Below are 19532 nucleotides of genomic sequence, written 5' to 3'. Positions count from 1 at the left end.
TTACTCCTTGAGGACCAGGTCATGGCGCTTGATTGAAATACCCTGGGCCGCATAGTGCTTCCAGCGCTGCCGGGCCAGGTGGCGGTCTTCCTCGTCGGTGGCGGAAACCACTTCGACGACACGCGCAAAGCGCTCGAACCCTTCGGGCACTTCGCCGCCCAGGTTGACCAGCATGTCGTGGTGCGGCGCGCCGTCCAGCCGCTCCAGCAAAACGATGGGCGAGAAGGCCATGATGTCTGCCCCATCGCCTTCTCCGGCATGGGCCAGGAAGTCGGTGGGCGAGACACTCCACAGCCTGGGCGACAAGGCCTTGAGCAGCGGCGGCGACCCCAGCACCACCAGTTGCGTGCGGTGCCTGAGCGCCTTGCGCGCCAGACGGCAGACATAGGCCAGCTTGTCGGGCGCGTTGAAATGGAAGGCCACTTCAGTCAAGCGATGCTCCCTTCAAACAGGCCCGGGCTGACGGGGACGATGCGCTCATGCCTGCTCCGGCTGAGCGGCAACTGCAGCCTTGCGGCGGCTGGCAGATCCTGCCTTGGGTGGCACCGGCTTCTTGGGTGCAGCAGCTTTATGGGGTGCCGCAGCCTTGGCCTGCGCCTTGCCAGCATCGATGCCGGCCAGCAGATAGTGCAGCAGCAGGCCCACGGGGCGGCCTGTACCGCCCTTGGCGGCGCCGCTCTTCCAGGCCGTGCCGGCGATGTCCAGGTGCGCCCAGGGAATGTCGCCCACAAAGCGCTGCAGGAACTTGGCTGCCGTGACCGCGCCACCCGCGCGGCCAGCCACATTGCCCATGTCGGCGAAATTGCTCTTGAGGCCTTCGCCGTACTCCTCGTCCAGCGGCATGCGCCAGCAGGGGTCCAGTGCCGCATCACCGGCCTGCTCCAGCGCGCGGGCCAGTTCGTCGCTGGGCGAGAACATGCCGCTGCGCAGCCCGCCCAGGGCGATGACGCAGGCGCCGGTCAGCGTGGCGATGTCCACCATGGCGCGGGGCTTGAAGCGGGCGGCGTAGGTCAGCGCATCGCAGAGCACGAGACGGCCTTCGGCATCGGTGTTGAGGATTTCTATGGTCTGACCGCTCATGCTGGTGACCACGTCGCCCGGCTTGACGGCAGCGCCGCCGGGCATGTTCTCGGACGCTGGAATGAGGCCGACGACATTGACGGCCGGCTGCAGCCGGGCCAGCGCATGGAACACGCCCAGCACGCTGGCGGCGCCGCCCATGTCGAACTTCATCTCGTCCATTTCAGCGGCAGGCTTGAGCGAGATGCCGCCGGTATCGAAAGTGATGCCCTTGCCGACCAGCACCACGGGCGCGGCACCCTTGGTGCCGCCGTTGTAGTGCAGTTCGATGAAGCGCAGCGGCTGCTCCGAACCCTGGGCCACGGCCATGAAAGCGCCCATGCCGAGCTTGGCGACTTCGGCGGGGCCGTGGATCTTGCAGCTGATGCCGGGCAGCTTGGCCAGGGCGCGGGCCGCGTCAGCCAGCAAGGTGGGCGTGGCGTGGTTGGCGGGGCGATTGGCCCATTCGCGTGCCAGGGTCATGCCTTCGGCCTGGGCCACGGCGGTCTTGAAAGCGTCGGCAACGCCATTCTTGTCGCCCGCCTTGACGGCTGCGGCAATCACCAGCTTCTTGAGCGCCACGGGCTTGGCCTGGGGCTTGGTGTGGGTATAGCTGTAGCAGGCATCGGCCGCCGCCAGAACGGCGGCAGCAACGGCAGGGCCTGCCGCATCGAAGCCAAAGCACAGCAAGGCCTTGCCAACACCGGTCGCCTTGAGCGCGGCACCTGCGCCGGCCACGGCCTGGCGCACTTCCCGTGCCGAGCCGTTGCCCGCGCCCAGCAGCACGACGCGGCGTGCAGCGACGGCTGGCAGGCCGTACAGTGCCAGCTGTTTGCCGGCTGCCGTTTCGAAATCTCCGGCCTTGACCGCGTGTGCGACCAGGGTGGACAGCGCGTCGCTGCCCGTGACCGTGGATTCGGTCACCAGCACCAACAACAGGTCACACTTTTCACGTACTGCTGCGGCAGTCGTCAACGGCTTCAGTTCAAAGTTCATAATCGGCGTTTTCCTTTCAGCCAATGTTATTCGATTCATCCATACGCAAAGAGCTGGCCCGCAGCTTCGGTGCCACGGTCGTGGTGCTGATCACGGTCGTCATGACCATGATGCTGATCCGCACGCTGGGCCAGGCTTACAAGGGCAATGTCAGCCCTTCCGACGTTCTGCTGGTCATGGGCTATACGGTGCTTGGCCAGTTGCCCACGATTTTGGGCCTGGGGCTTTTCGTGGCCGTGGTCGGCTCGCTGTCGCGCATGTACCGCGACAGCGAGATGGTGATCTGGTTCGCCGCAGGCCAGGGGCTGGCCAGCCTGCTGCGCCCGCTGCTGCGCTTTGCCTGGCCGGTGCTGGCCGTGATCGCCGTGCTGGGCCTGGGCATCCTGCCCTGGGCCAACCAGCAGATCGAGCAGATCAAGACCCAGTTCGAGCAGCGCAGCGATATCGACCGCATCGCCCCCGGCGAGTTCCAGGAGTCTGCCGGCGGCTCGCGCGTGTTCTTCATCGACAAGGACGTGCCCAGCGCCACCGCTGCCAACAATGTGTTCATCGTGGCCAATGAGCGCGGGCGCGAGTCCGTGACCTCGGCGCGCGGGGCACGGCTGGAAGTGGTCAAGGGCGAACGCATGGCCGTGCTGACCGACGGCCAGCGCATGGAAACGCAGACCAGCGACGGCTCGGTGAAGATCAGCGAGTTCAAGGAATACGGCACGCAGCTCGGCAGCGGCAGCAATCTGGCCGCCGCCGAGGAAATGGCCGCGCGCAGCACGTACACGCATGAGCTGCTGCCGCGCACCGAACCCATCTACCGCGCCGAGCTGGGCTGGCGCATCGGCCTGCCGCTGGCGGCGCTGAACTTCGTGATCCTGGGCCTGGCCGTGGCCAGCGTGAACCCGCGCGCTGGTGGCAGCGGCAGCCTCATGCTCGCGCTGTTCGCCTTCATCGTGTACTACAACCTGATGACGCTGGGCGAGAACTGGGTGGCCTCGGGCAAGCTGAGCATGCCCGCCATGACGGCCCTGCTGCACGGAGGAACATTGCTGCTGGCACTGCTGGTGCTGCTGGCACGGCACAAGCGCTGGTCGCCGCGCGACCTGTGGCGCAGGCCCTGCAAGCCGGCTGCCCTGGACGACGCAAAGGCGGTGCCCTGATGAGAGTTCTGAGAAACCTGCTGTACCGCGACATCATCGCGGCCGTCAGCTATGTGACGCTGGCCTTCCTGGCGCTGTTCTTCTTCTTCGATCTGGTCGATGAGCTGCGCTGGGTCGGGCGCGGCGGCGACAACGGCTACCAGATCACGCACGCCCTGCTCTTCGTGGTGCTGCGCATCCCCAGCCACCTGTACGAGCTGATGCCCATCACCGTGCTGATCGGCACCATCTACGTGATGGCGCGCTTTGCCCAGAGCTCGGAATTCACCATCATGCGCACCAGCGGCATGGGCCCCTGGCTGGCGCTGCGCACGCTGATGGTGCTGGGCCTGGGTTTTGTGCTGGCCACCTTCGGCACGGGCGACTACCTGGCGCCGGCGGCCGAGAACGCGGGCCAGAACATCCGCGCCATCCACCTGGCCCAGCTGTCGCGCGGCGCCACGGGTGCCTGGCTCAAGGAACGCCAGGGCGATCATTCCATCGCCATCAACGTGCGCGCCATCCGCGGGCCCGGCGATTTCTCCAATGTGCGCATCTTCGACTTTGACGGCCAGGGCCGCATCTCGGCCCAGATCCATGCGCAGGCGGCGCGGGTCAGCGAGGATGGCGAATCCTGGACGCTCCAGGGCGTTGAGGCCAGCCGCCTGAAAGCCAAGGCCGACGGAGGCATGGTGCTGCTGCGCGAGAAAGAGGACAGCCTGGTCTGGAAGACCGGCATCAGCGCCGAAATGGTCTCGGCCGCGCTGCTCAAGCCCGACCGCATGTCCACCATTTCGCTGTTCCAGTACGTGCGCCACCTGGAGGCCAACGGCCAGGCCGCGCAGAAGTACGAGATCGAGTTCTGGCGCAAGGTCTTCTACCCCATGAGTTGCCTGGTGATGGTGGTGCTGGCCCTGCCCTTTGCCTATCTGCATTTCCGCTCGGGCGGCATCGCGGCCTATGTGTTCGGCGGTGTGATGGCCGGCATCAGCTTCTTCCTGCTGAACAACGTGTTCGGCTACATCGGCACGCTGCAGACCTGGTCGCCCTGGCTGACCGCTGCGGCGCCGGGCCTGCTCTACAGCCTTCTTTCATTGACCGCCTTCACCTGGCTGGTGCTGCGCCGCTAGACCCGTTGCCATGCAAAACGACACAACAGCGGCCGGCATTGCCGGCCTGATCCTGCTGGCCCACGGCTCCCGCGACGCCCTGTGGCGCCAGCCCATCGAGGCCGTGCTCGGCGCCGTCCGGCAAACGCGGCCCCACGGCCTGGCTGCATGCGCCTACCTGGAAGCCTGTGCGCCCGACCTGCCCACCGCCGCGCGCGGGCTGGTCGAGGCGGGCGCCACGCGCATCACCGTGCTGCCCCTGTTCCTTGGCACGGGCAAGCATGCGCGTGAGGACATCCCGAAGCTGGTGCAGGAGATCCGCGACACCCATCCACAGGTGGCCGTGGAACTGGAGCCGGCCGTGGGCGAGCATCCACGTGTCACGGCCCTGCTGGCAGAGCTGGCGTTGGCGGCCATGGAGCCTTCCGGCAGTTCAGGAAGCTGAAATAACGAATCGCTTCTTTATATAAATGCAGCATAATGGCGCGCTGCACCCAGCTGTCACCGCCATGAACCTGCACCAATTCCGATTCGTCCAAGAAGCGGCGCGCCGCAACCTCAACCTCACCGAGGCGGCCAAGGCCCTGCACACCTCGCAGCCCGGCGTCTCCAAGGCCATCATCGAGCTGGAGGAGGAGCTGGGCATCGACATCTTCGCGCGCCACGGCAAGCGCCTCAAGCGCATCACCGAGCCCGGCCTGGAGGTGCTCAAGAGCATCGAACTCATCATGCGCGAGATCGGCAACCTCAAGCGCATCGGCGAGCAGTACAGCGCCCAGGACAGCGGCACGCTGTCGATTGCCACCACCCACACCCAGGCCCGCTACGTGCTGCCGCCCGCCGTGGCACGGCTGCGCGACCTGTATCCCAAGGTCACCATCAGCCTGCACCAGGCCACGCCGGCCGAGGTGGCGCGCATGGTCATCGACGAAATCGCCGACATCGGCATGGCCACCGAGTCCCTGGCCGACTACCCCGATCTCGTCACCCTGCCCTGCTACGAATGGCAGCACGTGCTGGTCATGCCCACAGGCCATCCGCTGGCACAGAAAGAGCGCATCACGCTGGACGACATCGCCCATGAGTCGCTGATCACCTACCACCCCTCGTTCACCGGGCGCGGCAAGATCGACCAGGCCTTCGCCACGCGCCGGCTGCGTCCGCGCATCGTGCTGGAGGCCATTGACTCCGACGTGATCAAGACCTATGTGCGCCTGGGCCTGGGCATCGGCATCGTGGCCGAGATGGCCATGCGCGACGATCCGGTCAACGACCTCGTGGTCCGCCCCATGGGCCATCTGTTCGGCCAGAGCGTGGCGCGCGTGGCCATCAAGCGCGGCGCCTATCTGCGCAACTTCGTCTACCGCTTCGCAGAACTGCTCAGCGACCGCCTGACGCGCGACCTGATCATGCGCGCCATGAGCGGCCACGTGCACGACTACGAACTCTGATCCTCCGCCCCACCGGGCCCGCAGTGCGGGCCCGTTCCCGTTTTCCGCTGCCTCCGCCATGACCTCTGCCACGCCCCGCACGCCCGCCTTCCCCAGCCGCCTGCCCCATGTGGGCACGACCATCTTCACCACCATGTCGGCGCTGGCCGCCGAACACCAGGCGGTGAACCTGGGCCAGGGCTTCCCCGACTTCGGCTGCGACCCCAGGCTGGTCGATGCCGTCACGGCCGCCATGCAGGCCGGCCACAACCAGTACCCGCCTATGCCCGGCCTGCCGCAGCTGCGCCAGGCCATGGCCGACAAGATGCAGGCGCTGTACGGCCGCCGCTACGACGCGGGCCCCGAGATCACGGTCACGGCCGGCGCCACGCAGGCCATCCTCACCGCCATCCTGGCCACCGTGCATGCGGGCGATGAGGTCATCGTGCTCGACCCCTGCTACGACAGCTACGTGCCCAATATCGAGCTGGCCGGCGGCGTGCCCGTGCGCGTGCCGCTGACGCCGGGCAGCTTCAAGCCCGACTTCGCCAAAATTGCCGCCGCCATCACGCCGCGCACACGGCTTTTGATCATCAACAGCCCGCACAACCCCAGCGCCACCATCTGGAGCGATGCCGAGATGCTGCAGCTGCAGGAGCTGCTGGCGCCCACCGACGTGCTGCTGATCAGCGACGAGGTCTACGAGCACATGGTCTACGACGGCCGCCAGCACCAGAGCGCCGCGCGCTTTGCCGGCCTGGCGGCGCGCGCCTTCATCGTCTCCAGCTTCGGCAAGACCTACCATGTCACGGGCTGGAAGGTGGGCACCGTCGCCGCGCCGGCCGCGCTCACGGCCGAGTTCCGCAAGGTCCACCAGTTCAACGTCTTCACCGTCAACACGCCCATGCAGGCGGGCCTGGCCAGCTACATGGCCGACCCTGCGCCCTACCTGCAGCTGCCCGCCTTCTACCAGGCCAAGCGCGACCTGTTCTGCCAGGGCCTGGAAGGCTCGCGCCTGCGCCTGCTGCCCACGGCGGGGACCTACTTCGTCTGCGCCGACATCTCGGCCGTGTCGGACCTGGACGAAGCCGCGTTCTGCCAGTGGCTGGTCCGGGAGCATGGCGTGGCGGCCATCCCGCTGTCGGCCTTCTATGGCGACGGCTTCGACCAGCGCGTGGTGCGCTTTTGCTTTGCCAAGCAAGACAGCACGCTGCGCGCGGCGTTGGAGCGGCTGCGCAAACTCTGAAGCCGGGCGCGGGGCAGCGCCCACGCCGGGTTGTCCCGTCATCCTCTGAGATGACATGGCCCCTCCGTCCCTGGTCTTACGCTCGGGCGACAGGAGACACAAGCCATGCGAACCGACCACGCCCCACGCGCCTTGCGGCGCGTTTTTCCATCCACGGCCGCCTTTGCCGCATCCCTGCTCATGGCGGGCTGCGGCGGTGGCAGCAGCCCCACTTTGGCCGATGCCACAACGCCGGCGGCCGCCTGCGCCGACCTGCCTGACAGGGCAGGCCTTGCGGCCACCCGGCTGTCCACCAGCTATGTGCCGCCCGACACCCGCAGGCCGGGCGGCGCCAGCACCGGCGCGCTGCTGCCCGGGCACTGCGTAGTCACCGGCGCCATCAACCCGCGCGTGGGCGTGGACGGCAAGAACTACGCTATCGGGTTCCAGCTCAGCCTGCCGGACCAATGGAACGGCCGGTTTCTCTTCATCGGCGGCGGTGGCAACGACGGCATCCTGCGCGACACCTCGCTGAGCTCCAGCATCTCTGGCGCAACGCCTTCGCCGCTGGGCCAGGGCTTTGCGGTGGTCTCCACCGACGCGGGCCACACCGGCACGACGGCCAGCTTCGGTGCCGACCCTCAGGCCCGGCTGGACCACGCCTACAACGCCTACGACAAGACCGCCGTGGCGGCCAAATCGCTGATCTCCACGCGCTACGGGCGCAAGCCTGAGCACTCCTATTTTTCGGGCTGCTCGGGCGGAGGACGCCAGGGCATGGTGTTCTCGCAGCGCTTTCCCGACTACTTCGACGCCATCACGGCCGGCGCCCCTGCCATGCGGGTATCGAGCGGCGCAACGGTGGCCGCGATGTGGAACACCATCGAGTTCGACGCCATCGCGCCGGCCGACAGCAGTGGCCGGCGCATCCTCTCCCGGGCCTTCAGCAACGAGGACCTTAACCTGGTGGCCAAGGCCGTGACCGCCTCCTGCGATGCGGCCGACGGCGTGGCCGATGGCATGGTGAACCACGTCAAGGCCTGCCATTTCGACCCCGGCGTGCTGCAGTGCGGCGGCGCCAAGACCGGCAGCTGCCTGAGCAGCGGACAGGTGAACGCGCTCAGAAACGTGTTTGCCGGGCCGCGCAACTCGGCAGGCCAGGCCCTGTATGCGGGCCAGCCGTGGGATCCGGGCCTGGCAGCGCCGGGCTGGCGCACCTGGACACTGGGCAGCTCCACCACCGCCACGCCGGATTCGCGCTACATCACGCTGATCGTGGATGCGCTGGTCAACGAATTCCTCACCCCGCCAGACCTGGGCTTCAACCCGCTGGCCTTCAACTTCGACACCGACCCGGCGCGCATGCAGGCCTACTCGGCCATCTATGACACCTACCGGGATGACCGGCTCACGGCCTTCCGGCAGCACGGCGGCAAGATGCTCTTCATCCACGGCATGTCCGACCCCATCTTCTCGGCGCTGGACACGCTGGACTACTACGAGCGCCTGGCCGCCAACAACGGCGGCATGCAGGCCACGCAGGACTTTGCGCGCACCTTCCTCGTGCCGGGCATGAACCATTGCTCGGGCGGCCCGGCCACGGACAGCTTCGACTCCATACAGGCCATGGTCGACTGGGTGGAGAAAGGCATCGCCCCGGACACCATCGCCGCCAGGGCCCTGCCGTCCAGCGCGGACTTTCCGCAGCGCACACGCCCGCTGTGCCCGTATCCGAAGATTGCCAGGTACAGGTTCGAGGGCGCAGCCGCCGGCACGGGCAATGTGGAGGATGCGGCCAGCTTTGTCTGCGCCCTGCCCTGAGCCTGCGCATCTGCGGGCTGGACGGCGCAGGGCCGGAGCAAGCCTGCAGCGATAATGAGAAGCGTTCACTGCAGCGAGCGCTTCCCGCCACCGCCTTTCCGCCTCCGCCCATGCCCGCCCCTTCCCAGCGCTACACCACGGCGCAGCTCGACGCAATGCGCCAGCGCCACGGTTTCAGCGTGCGCTTTCTCTCCACCGTCTCCGAAAACGATTGCATCTTCGAAGGCCAGGTACAGGAGCACCAACTGCCTTCGGGCCTGCAGCTGGTCAGCTCCGACATCCGCATCAACCATGGCTATGAATCCACGTCCGAGCATCCGCGGCGCTTCACCGCCGTGGTCCTGCTGAACGGCCAGGCCGAGCTGCAGCTGCCCGGCGCCCGCAAGGCCCTGAGCGTGACGCGCCATGCCGCAGCAGCATTCTCCTGCGGCGACACCGAGGTGCTCAAGGCCACCCATGCGGCAGGCCAGACGGTGCGCGGCTTCAACCTGTCCATCGAGGCACCTGAGGCCTGCGCCGATGCCGAACTGGCCGAGCTGCTGCACCATGCCCTGCGGCAGTCCGGCCCGCCGCTGCATGCCTGGTCGCTGCCCGAGCATCTGGCCGTCTCGCTGCGCCAGCTGCTCGATGGCGTCTGGAGCGGCAGCCTGGCCCGGCTGCACCGCGAAGGCATTGCGCTGCAGGTGCTGGCCTGCGCGCTGCAGGCACATGCGCAGCCACGGCCTGCGCCCTCGCCGCGCATCCATCCCAGGGACAGGCGCGGCCTGGAGCGCGTGCGCGAGTGCATGGATGCAGCGCCGGGCCAGGCGCACAGCCTGGACGACCTGGCGCGCCTGGCCTGCATGAGCCCGACCACGCTGCGCGAGAAATTCCAGGCCGCCTACGGCCAGACCGTGTTCGGCTGGCTGCGCGAGCGCCGCATGCAATTGGCGCGCGAGCGGCTGGCACAGGGCTGGAGCGTGCAGGAAGCGGCCGACTGCGTGGGCTTTCAGCACGCCAGCAATTTCGCCACGGCCTTTCGCCAGCGCTTCGGCCACGCGCCCAGCCAAGGCAGCCTGCGTCGCAAACCATAGGACTGGCGTCGCCGGGAACAGGCGGCGGCGGCGCACATTTCCCACAATCCGGGCTCACGCCCAGGACCATGGAAATGATGAGCATTCGCATTCAAAACCCCACCCCGCGACAACCCCAAGGCGCGCGGACCCCGCTGTCCCTGCTGATCTGTGCCCTTTGTGCAGCCCCTGCGCCAGCAGTCTGGGCCGCCGACGAGGACAGGCCCCCTGCCAGGAAAGGCGACACCGAACTGGGCACCGTCACGGTGCGCGCCGCCTCCGATGCCGGCGCCACCGAAGGCACGGCCCGCTATACCAGCAGCGCCACAGGCACGGCCACGGGCCTGCAGCTGTCCGCACGCGAGACACCGCAGTCGGTCAGCGTGATCACGCGCCAGCTCATGGACGATGCAGGCCAGCTCACGGTCTCGCAGACGCTGGAGGCCTCCGCGCCCGGCCTGTCGGTGAGCCGCAGCGACAGCAACCGCTATCAGTTCTCGTCGCGCGGATTTGGCGTCAGCAACTTCCAGTTCGACGGGCTGGCCTCGCCCATCAACAGCCTGTGGAACTTCGGCGCCACCGACATGGACACCGCCTTCTACGACCGCGTGGAAATCGTGCGCGGCGCCACGGGCCTGCTCAATGGCTCGGGCGATCCGTCGGCCACGGTGAACTTCGTGCGCAAGCAGCCGCGCGAGACGGCGGGCGGCCATGCCTCGCTGACGCTGGGCCGCTGGAACCTGCGCCGCGCCGAGGCCGATCTGTCCCTGCCGCTGGACCGCGAAGGCCGCGTGCATGGCCGCGTCGTGGCCGTGCAATCGGACAGCGACAGCTACGTCAGCCACTTCGGCCAGCGCAGGCAGGGCCTGTACGCCGTGGTCAGCGCGGCCCTGACGCCCGCCACCCGGCTCTTGACCAGCCTCGAATACCAGAAGAACGCCAGCCCCGGCATGGGCGCCGGCTTTCCGCTGTTCTATGCGGACGGCAGACGCACGGACTTCGACCGCTCGGTATCCAACAACACGCGCTGGTCGCATTTCGGCACGGAGAACACCACGGCCACGCTGGACCTGACGCACCGCCTGGACAACCGCTGGCTGCTGCGCGCCGCCTACAGCCGCAACGAAGGCAACTACGACATGCGCTACGTCTACCGGGGCGGCGCGCCGGACGCCAGCACCGGCCTGGGCATGGCCAACTCCTTCATCAAATACCGGGGCAACCGCTCGCGCGACAGCCTGCACCTCACGGCCAGCGGCCCGGTCGCGCTGTTCGAGCGCCAGCACGAGATTGCCGTGGGATGGAACCATGTGCGCGACGACATCGACATCCGCCGCTACGCACCGCTGGGCACACCGCCTGCCACGGACAACTTCCTCGACTGGCGCAACGGCAGTCTGGCCGAGCCGGGCTGGTCCGACGTCTCCAACGGCGGCGACGACAGCCGCATGCGCCAAAGCGGCGGCTATGCCGTGGGGCGTTTCTCGCTGGCCGATGGCTGGACGGCCGTGGCCGGCGCCCGCCTGAGCCGCTGGTCCACGCGCCAGAACTACTTCGGCAGCCTGCGCGACTACCGCTACAGCAACGAAATCACGCCCTACGCCGGCCTGCTGTGGGACATCGATGCCCGGCACACGGCCTACCTGAGCTACACGGAAATCTTCACGCCCCAGAACTACCGCGACAAGCAAGGCAGCATCCTGGACCCCGTCACCGGCCAGGCCTTCGAGCTGGGCCTCAAGGGCTCCTGGCTGCAGGACCGGCTGCAGGGTTCCGCCGCGCTGTTCCAGACCCGCCAGGACAACCTGGCGCAGGACACGGGCGAATTCATCGACGGCACCACGGACCAGAAGGCCTACCGGGGAGTCAAGGGCGCGCAGGTGCGCGGTATCGATCTGGAACTCAGCGGCGAGCCGGCCCGGGGCTGGCGCATGGGCGCCAGCTACACGCACTACACGGCGCGCAGCGCCAGCGGCGCCGCCTTCAACACCACGCACCCGCGCAGCCTGGTCAAGCTCACGGCCATGCGCAGCTTCGAGGGTGCGCTGCAAGGCCTGAGCCTGGGCGGCAACCTGCGCTGGCAAAGCCGCATCTGGCAGAACGTGACCAACCCGCTGCGCCAGAGCGTGCAGGTCGGCCAGGGCAGCTACCTGGTGGTCAACCTCTCGGCCCACTACCGCATAGACCCCACCTGGTCGGCCAGCGTGCAGCTCAACAACGTGCTGGACCGCCAGTACTACAGCCAGATCGGCTTCTACAACCAGGGCTGGTGGGGCGAGCCACGCAATCTGACGGTGAGCCTGAAGGCGGATTTCTAGGAGGACTTCGCCACCGGATCGGCGCTGGCATCGGCAACGATGCTTTGCGCTCCACCCTGGCGCCCCAGCATGCGCCAGCAGACGGCCAGCGTCACCGCCGCAGCCAGCAATCCAGCAGCAAAGCCACCGCCGTAGCCCACGGCCGCCGCCAGCGATGTCACCAGGGTGGAGGCCAGAATCTCCCCCGTGTCGCGGGCGCTTTGCACGGCTGTCATGTCGGTGCCAGCCTGCGGGCCGGCACCGGCAAAGCGCATGGCCAGCGTCATCACGGCCACCGAAGATGCACCCGTTCCAAACGCCCCCAGCGCCTGGGCCGCAAAGGCAGTGCCCATGTCCAGAGGCAGCAGGCCTGCGGCCAGGGCCATCCAGCCCAGCGCCGAGGCGGCGCAGGCCGCCAGCCCGCAGGCCAGCGCCGGCCTGGCGTCCAGCCGTGCCACCAGCCAGGCGCCCCCGCCACAGCCCAACAGCACGGTCACCGCACCGCCCGCCATGCCCACGCGCCCCACGGCCTCGACCGGCCAGCCTGCATCCACGAGAAACAGCTTGGCCAGGCCAAAGCCGCTGACGGCCGTGATGGACGACAGCACGGCTGCCGCCACCAGCGGCCAGGCGCCGGAGCGCTGCACAAAGGCCTTGAGACGGGCTGGCGACCGGCGAACGCCCGGCCGGCTGCGCAGGCCCTGCAGCGCAGCCGGCTCACGCCACAGCGCCACCAGCAGCAGGCTGAAGGCCACGGGCAGGCACAGGGCCGCCAGCGCCAGACGCTGTCCCAGCAAGCCCGCCAGCACCATGCTGCCGGCCCCGCCCACAAAGAAGCCCACCATGGTGCCGCCCACCTGCAGCGCATTGGCGCCAGCCAGACCACGGCCCCTGAAATGCTCGGCCACCAGCCCGTCCGTGGCAATGTCCTGCGTGGCACTGGCCAGGGAACCCAGGACCGCCAGCGCCACGATGGCCGGCGCCGTCTGCAGCGTGATGCCCAGCGCAGCCGATGCCGCCAGGCACAGCAGCACCAGGGCCTGCATGGGCAGGATCCAGCTGCGACGGCGCCCCAGGCGGGCCGACCACCGGTTGTCCACGCGTGTGGCCCACAGGAATTTCAGCACCCAAGGCAGGCCCACCAGGGGCAGGAAGGCCAACGCCCCCAGCTGGGCGCCCTCGCTGCGCAGCAGTGTGGGCACGGCGTCCATGGCCAGGCCCAGGGGCATGCCCTGGGTCAGGTACAGGCCGGCGACCATCAGCCAGGTGTGCAGGTCCGGCTGCGACATCGCAGGGGCGCTGTCCGCATCGTGCAGGGGCGGGCTCATGGCTGCACCTTCTCGTGCTCGCTGCCACGCGCGGGCGTGATGAACATCAGGCGGCCCGACTGCACCGCTTCCAGCCGGTGCCAGCAGCCGCGCGGCACCACCAGCATCTGGCCTGCCGAGAGCTCCAGAACCGGAGCCTCCTCCCCGCGCCGCTGCGGGCGCAGCAGCACACGCACTTCGCCGTCCAGCAGGCACAGCACTTCGTCGCCGACGGGATGGCGCTCCCAGTGCCCGTCATGCAGCGAGGCACCGTCGCTGAAAGGCTTGATGCCAATGATCCAGTCGCTGGCCGGGTCCAGCTTTTCGTGCGGGCCCAGCACGCGCACCTGCGAAGGGGCGCACAGGCCGATGAGGTGGCTGGCCTGCGCCAGCGGCCGGGCGATGAGGGAATGGGCGTTCTTGTCCATGGTGTGTTCCATCGATGGTGAAGCGGGTTCTCAGAACTCGGCGCGCAGGCTGAGCGTGGCGCTGCGCGGCTCGCCATAGCGGTTGTTCCAGCCCGTGCCGGACAGGCTCTGGTAGTAGCGGCGGTCCGTCAGGTTGTCCACCTGCAGGGCCGCCGTGAGCTGGCGGTTGATGCGCCAGCCCAGGCGCAGGCTGGCCAGCGCGTAGCCGCCCTGCCGCAGCGTCACGCCCTGCGCCTGGTTGTAGAAGTCGCTTTGCGCGCGCAGGCCCAGGCCGATGCTGAAGCGGCGCTCTGCCACCGGCACCTGGTAGCTGGCCCACAGGCGCAGGATGTGGCGCGGCGTGAAGCTGGCGAAGGGCAGGCCCTGGTTCTGCGCGTCCTGCAGGTACTGCGTGCGGTTCCAGGTGTAGGAGGCGCTCAGGCGCAAGTCGCGGTGGGGCTGGCCTTCGATCTCGGCCTCCAGCCCTCGGCTGCGCACCTCGCCGGTGGCGATGTACCAGCAGGCATTGCCCACGCAGGGATGGGCCGGATCGGCCTGGGCACGGTTCTTCTGCCGGATCTCGAACAGCGCCAGGCCCAGGTTCAGGCGGCCGCCCAGCAGTGCGCCCTTGATGCCGGCCTCCAGGTTGTTGCCCTGTACCGGGTCCAGCAGTTCACCGGCATAGGTGTAGCTGCTCTGCGGCTGGAGGATGCGCGCATGGCTGGCATAGGCGTTCCACTGCGGGCCGAGTGCGTACACCAGGCCTGCATAGGGGGTGAACTGCGTGCCCATGCGCGTGCGCACGCGGCTGGCGGCTCCGCCTGCGTCGCCCGTCTCTTGCTCCCAGCGCGTGAAGCGCCCGCCCAGCACCAGCTTCAAGGGGTCGGCCAGCTGCAGCCGCGCCATGCCGTAAAGGCCGCTTTGCCGCGTTTCGGTGGGGCCGCGCGTGGCGTAGCTGCCGACCAGGGGCAGCGGCACGCCGTGCGGATTCCAGTTCCAGACATCGACCGGGCTTTGCGGCAGATTGAGGATGGAGGCGGCCCATTGCGTGCTGCGCGTGCGCTGGTGGTTGAAGCCGGCCAGCAGCTCGTGCGTGCGGCCCCACAGCTGCACCGGGCCGCTGGCAAAGGCATCCACACTGGTCTGGCTGTCGTCGAAGCGGTAGGCCGCACCCGTGAGGCGCCCGCCCAGGCCCGTGGCGGGATTGACAGCGCCGTTGGCCCCGGCATAGAGCAGCTCGGAATCGCCGGAGAGGTGATTGAGGTTGAGCCTGGCCTGCCACCCGTTGCTCCAGACATGCTCGACGCCGGCAAAGCTGCGCGTGGTGTTCCAGTCGAAGCGGTCCCAGGCCGCGTCCAGATAGGTGCTGCGCGGCAGGCCCACATCGCGGCCGTCTGCATAGAAAGGCACGCCCGCCATGTTGGTGGTGGAGCGTATGCGCTGATGGTGCACCCCGGCGTGCACCGTGGTGCCGGGCGCCAGGTCCAGCTCGGCAATGGCGTAGAGATTGCCGGTGCGCTCGCCAGCCACGTCGTAGAAGAAGTCACGCTCCTCCTGCGTGGCCACCACGCGGGCACGCAGGCTGCCCGAGGCATTGAGCGGGCCGCCGACATCGGCCTCGGCGCGACGCCGGCCCCAGCTGCCCAGGGTCAGCCCCGCGCTGCCGGCAAACTCCCGCGTGGGCCGCTTGGGCACGAGGTTGACCGTGGCGGCAGGGTTGCCCGTGCCATGCAACAGGCCTGCGGCGCCGCGCACGATCTCCACGCGCTCGTACATGGCCATGTCCATGCGCGGGCTGGCCGTGTTGCCCATGAGAATGGGCACGCCGTCCTGCTGGAACGAATCGATCTTGAAGCCGCGCTGGTAGTAGCCCGTGGTCAGCAGCTGGAAGGGCTGCACGGTGACACCGGGGGCGTTCTGCATCACGTCGTCCAGGCTGTAGAGGTTTTGTTCGCGCATGCGCTCCTGCCCGATCACCGTGACCGACTGGGCGATTTCCTGCAGGCTCTGGCCCAGCTTGTCCACGCCCGTGCCGGTGACTGCGCTGGCGCGGACCGTGATCCCTGGCAGTGCGGCTGTTTCAGGCGCGCTGCCTGCATCAACCGCCTGCGTCTCGGCATGCAGCCGGGCCGATCCGCCCGTGGCAAAGGCCAGGCACAGGGCCAGCGGCAAGGGGCGCAACACCAGGGGCCGCGCCGCCTTCATTGACGATGAATCCATCACTCCTCCCGAATTTCAAATGAGAACCAATCTCATCCAAATTCTGAAAGACGTGGGCAGCGTCCATGCGCGATTGCGTCACGGCCTGCCGCGATCCCGGCACGATCACGGCAAAATCACGGCACGACTGCAGCGCTGCAAAGCGGCTGCGGAGCCTGACCTGGGATGGAGACTATCCGCGCCGCAAGGCGCTGGGCAGCACGCCATGGTGGCGCTGGAAGACCTTGCTGAAATGCGAGGGGCTGTAGCCGCTGAGCGCGGCCGCCTGGGCCACATCCATCCGCGCAGAGGCCAGCAGCTCGTAGGCGCGCGCCATGCGCTGGGCCAGCAGCCATTCGGCCACCGTGCAGCCAAAGCACTGGCGAAAGCCCTGGGTGAGCTTGTTCACGTTAAGCCCCACCTCACGCGCCAGAGCGCGCAGGCTCGGTGGATCATCCAGGCGCTCGCGCAGCAGCTGCGCCGCACGCTCCAGTTGCTGGCGTCCGCGCCCGGACAGGTCTTCTTCCCCGGGCCGGGGCATGCACAGGGCCAGCAGCTCCAGCCCCTTGCCCGCCAGATAGAGCTGGCGCGCCGCGCCCTGCAGCGGACAGTGCAGGATCTGCTGCGCCACCGCGCGCTGGGCGGCACTGGCCTGGGCATCGCGGATGAGCGAGCCGCAGGCGCCGGATGCACCCGAATCTCCAGGAGCGCCTGCCTCCATCGCATCGGCCAGCCCCTGCGGCGTCAGGCCCAGGCTGGACGCCAGGCCCGACATGGGCAGGCTGGCCGACACGTACTCCAGATCCGAGCCCTGCTCCATCCCATGCAGCACGTCATGGGGTGCATCGCGCAGGCGCAGGTGTACGGAGGGACCGCACAGCCGCACGGGCGCCGAGCGTTCCAGCTGGTAGCTGATGCTGCCGGACAGCACCAGCACGAGCTTGACCCCGGCCTGCTCGCTCTCGCTGAACCACTGCGTGCGGTCAAAGCGCAGCCGGCCTGCCGACAGGCTGAGCATGGGCGTGGGCATTTGAACGGCGCCGCCGGGGGAAGAAGCAGGAAGGGTGCGGTCCTTTTTCATGGGCGGGTCCGGGCAGCTTGCGCCGTGGTGGCAGGGATCATGAGGGGCGCATGTTAATGCAATCCATTCTCATTTGCCGAGTAAGGCCGAACAGGTCATTCGCCCGCCGCATGACGTCCTGCCAAAACATTGATTGACGTCAAGACAGCCACCACCCAGCATTGGCCCGCCTGAAAAATCCGCCGCCGGCCCCAGCCGCTGCGCCACCAAAAACACCGACAAGGAGACATCCCCCATGCCCCGTACCCTTTCACGCAAGCAATTCCTGCGCGCTGCCGCGCTGCTCGGCGCCACGCTGCTGCCCCTGCCCCAGGCCTGGGCGGATGCCTATCCCACCCGGCCCGTCAAGCTGGTCGTGCCCTTCGCCCCTGGCGGCAATACCGATGTGCTGGCGCGCATGGTGGCGCAGGGCCTGTCCGAGTCGCTGGGCCAGCCCGTGATCGTGGAAAACATCTCCGGCGCCAACGGCTCCATCGGCGCCAGCCGCGTGGCTTCGGCGGCCAATGATGGCTACACGCTGCTGTTCGGCACGGCCGGCACCCAGGCCATCAACCAGAGCCTGTACAAGAACCTGAGCGAGAAGAGCCTGGGCGATTTCGAGTACGTGGCCCTGGTGACCACCATTCCCAATGTGCTGGTCGTCAACGAGACGCGCACGCCCGCCAGGACGGTGAAGGACCTGGTGGCACGCGCCGCCGCGCAAAAAACCGGCATGAGCTATGGCTCGCCGGGCAGCGGCTCCACGGTCCACCTGTCGGGCGAGCTGTTCAAGAGCGCCACCCAGCTGGACATGGTGCATGTGCCCTACAAGGGCAGCGCGCCGGCCCTGACCGACCTGCTGGGCGGCCAGATCGATTTCATCTTCGAGAACGTGACGCCCGCCCTGCCCTTTGTGCAGTCCGGCAAGCTCAAGGCCCTGGCCGTGACCTCGGAGCAGCGCCTGCCCGCCCTGCCCGATGTGCCGACCATGAAGGAAAGCGGCTACCCCACCTTCGTGACCGGCACCTGGAACGGCGTGCTGGCACCCAAGGGCACGCCGGCCGCCATCGTCAAGCGCCTGGAAGAGGCCACGCTCAAGGTGGCGGGCCATGCCGACTTCAAGTCCAAGGTGACGGCGCTGGGCGGCGAAGTGCGCCTGCTGGACTCCAAAGCCTTCCGCGAATTCACGCGGGCCGAGTACCAGCGCTGGAATGCGATCGTGCAGACGGCGAAGCTGGAGCGGCAATAACGTCGGCTCCGGTCCCCGCCTCCGGCGCCCGCTGGCGGCGGGCCCAGAACGGCTCGGCCGCCCAGCGCTGCTCCAGCGCGTAGTAGTGCTGGTGATGGGTGCGGTACGCGGCGCGTATCGTGCCGATCCACGCATTCCAGGACGGCAGCGCATCGGCATCGCCCGCCAGGCTGCGGCGCACGGCCTGGGCGGCCTCGCTGCCCGTGACCAGGCTGTTGAGCAGGCCCTGCGATGCCAGGGGATCGAAGGACAGGCCTGCATCGCCCACGGCCAGCCAGTCCGGCCCGCTGGCTGCATCAAGCCATTGTTCGTGGGCGGCGGCCACGCGCAGCGGCTCCAGCAGCCGGCTGCCCCTGCTGCGCGCGCCCACCAGGGCCGTGTGATGCGCCATTTCCAACAGATCGGCCGTGCTGCGCAGGCGCCGGGCTTCAGGCAGATCGATGTCGGTCTGCCAGGCAATCACGCAACTGCCATCGGGCAGGTCGGCGCTGTACCACCAGCCTTCGGCGTCCGACTCGATCATGGTGGTGCCTGCATGCTCATGCGATGGCGGCTCCACCCAGGCGTGAAAGCAGACCAGGCGGCCACCACGGTGGACCTGGGCACCAGCCTGCCGGGCCACGCGGGCCGCGCGGCCCGTGGCATCGACCACGATGCGGCAGGACAGCTCCAACGGGCCGTGCGCCGGGTCGCCCTGCGCCCTATCGATCAGGCAGCGCCAGCGCATGGGTGCGCCCGGTGGCTGGCGCTGCAGGCTGCGCAGCGTGGCGGGCACCAGGCAGGGCACGCCACGGCTGCGCGCAGCCTCCAGCAGCATGGCGTCGAAGCGCTTGCGGTCCAGGTGCCAGCCCGCGCCATGCGGGTCGAACAGTGCGTCCTGAAAGATGACCTCCGGCCCTCCCCACAATGACCGCCGCGACCATGCCGGCCGGTGGCCCTGTGCCGTGAACGCATCCCATACGCCCAGGTCGGACAAAATCACCCGCGCTGCTGCGGGCAGGGTCTCGCCAATGGCACGCCCGGCAGGCCCGGCAGGACCCGCCTGCACGGCACGCCCTATCAGCGCCACGCGGCAGTACCCAGCCAGCTGCGCGGCAACGGCCGCGCCCGCCGGCCCTGCGCCCACGACGAGCACATCCAGTTCATCCGGCAGCGGCGCGGCGGCCATGGCGTGCGACGGCATGGCCGGCA

Annotated in this window: 16 protein-coding genes; 9 read left to right on the top strand and 7 right to left on the bottom strand. The window is 68.5% G+C overall.

All coding sequences use genetic code 11. From position 1 onward, the window contains the following. On the bottom strand, positions 1–432 hold the full coding sequence (locus AC57B5_RS04645) for a DNA polymerase III subunit chi (RefSeq protein ID WP_012205376.1): 432 nt from the start codon (positions 430–432) through the stop codon (positions 1–3). A gap of 45 nt (positions 433–477) precedes the next feature. Then, positions 478–2055 carry a leucyl aminopeptidase gene (locus tag AC57B5_RS04640; protein ID WP_043820987.1) on the bottom strand — a complete coding sequence of 526 codons (1578 nt, stop codon included), beginning with the start codon at positions 2053–2055 and terminating at the stop codon, positions 478–480. 23 nt (positions 2056–2078) lie between these two features. Between AC57B5_RS04640 and lptF the strand changes: the two genes are divergently transcribed. From lptF to fauA, 8 genes are all read left to right on the top strand, one after another. After that, complete coding sequence (gene lptF, locus AC57B5_RS04635) at positions 2079–3206, top strand: LPS export ABC transporter permease LptF (RefSeq protein WP_013802622.1); 1128 nt, start codon at positions 2079–2081, stop codon at positions 3204–3206. Next, positions 3206–4315 carry an LPS export ABC transporter permease LptG gene (gene lptG, locus AC57B5_RS04630; protein WP_486303002.1) on the top strand — a complete coding sequence of 370 codons (1110 nt, stop codon included), beginning with the start codon at positions 3206–3208 and terminating at the stop codon, positions 4313–4315. The genes lptF and lptG overlap by 1 nt, the downstream gene beginning before the upstream one ends. Before the next feature lie 10 nt (positions 4316–4325). Then, a complete protein-coding gene (locus AC57B5_RS04625; protein WP_496398850.1) occupies positions 4326–4739 on the top strand; it encodes a sirohydrochlorin chelatase in 414 nt (137 codons plus the stop codon). 64 nt (positions 4740–4803) lie between these two features. Further along, positions 4804–5745 carry a CysB family HTH-type transcriptional regulator gene (locus AC57B5_RS04620; protein WP_034398475.1) on the top strand — a complete coding sequence of 314 codons (942 nt, stop codon included), beginning with the start codon at positions 4804–4806 and terminating at the stop codon, positions 5743–5745. 58 nt (positions 5746–5803) lie between these two features. After that, positions 5804–6970, top strand: a complete 1167-nt coding sequence (locus tag AC57B5_RS04615) for a pyridoxal phosphate-dependent aminotransferase (protein ID WP_496398849.1) — start codon at positions 5804–5806, stop codon at positions 6968–6970. A gap of 105 nt (positions 6971–7075) precedes the next feature. Continuing rightward, positions 7076–8770, top strand: a complete 1695-nt coding sequence (locus tag AC57B5_RS04610; protein WP_492385133.1) for a tannase/feruloyl esterase family alpha/beta hydrolase — start codon at positions 7076–7078, stop codon at positions 8768–8770. Positions 8771–8880: 110 nt separating this feature from the next. Further along, entirely contained in the window at positions 8881–9843 is a 963-nt protein-coding gene (locus AC57B5_RS04605; protein ID WP_496398848.1) for a helix-turn-helix transcriptional regulator, read from the top strand. Between the two features lie 77 nt (positions 9844–9920). Further along, complete coding sequence (gene fauA / locus AC57B5_RS04600) at positions 9921–12140, top strand: TonB-dependent alcaligin siderophore receptor FauA (protein ID WP_496398847.1); 2220 nt, start codon at positions 9921–9923, stop codon at positions 12138–12140. On the opposite strand, the gene AC57B5_RS04595 is transcribed toward fauA, so the two are convergent. The 4 genes from AC57B5_RS04595 to AC57B5_RS04580 form a co-directional block, all read right to left on the bottom strand. After that, complete coding sequence (locus AC57B5_RS04595) at positions 12137–13408, bottom strand: RhtX/FptX family siderophore transporter (protein ID WP_496399431.1); 1272 nt, start codon at positions 13406–13408, stop codon at positions 12137–12139. The two genes, fauA and AC57B5_RS04595, sit on opposite strands and share 4 nt — an antisense overlap. A gap of 35 nt (positions 13409–13443) precedes the next feature. Then, positions 13444–13854 carry a cupin domain-containing protein gene (locus AC57B5_RS04590; RefSeq protein ID WP_496398846.1) on the bottom strand — a complete coding sequence of 137 codons (411 nt, stop codon included), beginning with the start codon at positions 13852–13854 and terminating at the stop codon, positions 13444–13446. A gap of 30 nt (positions 13855–13884) precedes the next feature. Beyond that, positions 13885–16053 carry a TonB-dependent siderophore receptor gene (locus AC57B5_RS04585; protein WP_496398845.1) on the bottom strand — a complete coding sequence of 723 codons (2169 nt, stop codon included), beginning with the start codon at positions 16051–16053 and terminating at the stop codon, positions 13885–13887. A gap of 172 nt (positions 16054–16225) precedes the next feature. After that, on the bottom strand, positions 16226–17113 hold the full coding sequence (locus tag AC57B5_RS04580; RefSeq protein ID WP_445608112.1) for a helix-turn-helix domain-containing protein: 888 nt from the start codon (positions 17111–17113) through the stop codon (positions 16226–16228). A gap of 235 nt (positions 17114–17348) precedes the next feature. Between AC57B5_RS04580 and AC57B5_RS04575 the strand changes: the two genes are divergently transcribed. After that, positions 17349–18341, top strand: coding sequence for a Bug family tripartite tricarboxylate transporter substrate binding protein (locus AC57B5_RS04575; protein WP_065345722.1), 993 nt, complete (start codon positions 17349–17351; stop codon positions 18339–18341). On the opposite strand, the gene AC57B5_RS04570 is transcribed toward AC57B5_RS04575, so the two are convergent. Beyond that, a complete protein-coding gene (locus tag AC57B5_RS04570; protein WP_496398844.1) occupies positions 18277–19524 on the bottom strand; it encodes an FAD-dependent monooxygenase in 1248 nt (415 codons plus the stop codon). The genes AC57B5_RS04575 and AC57B5_RS04570 overlap by 65 nt on opposite strands. Positions 19525–19532 lie beyond the last annotated feature (8 nt).

Source organism: Delftia sp. BGA-UO-ETr-SB1 (genome assembly GCF_059567865.1).
This window is presented reverse-complemented; position numbering and strand designations above follow the sequence as displayed.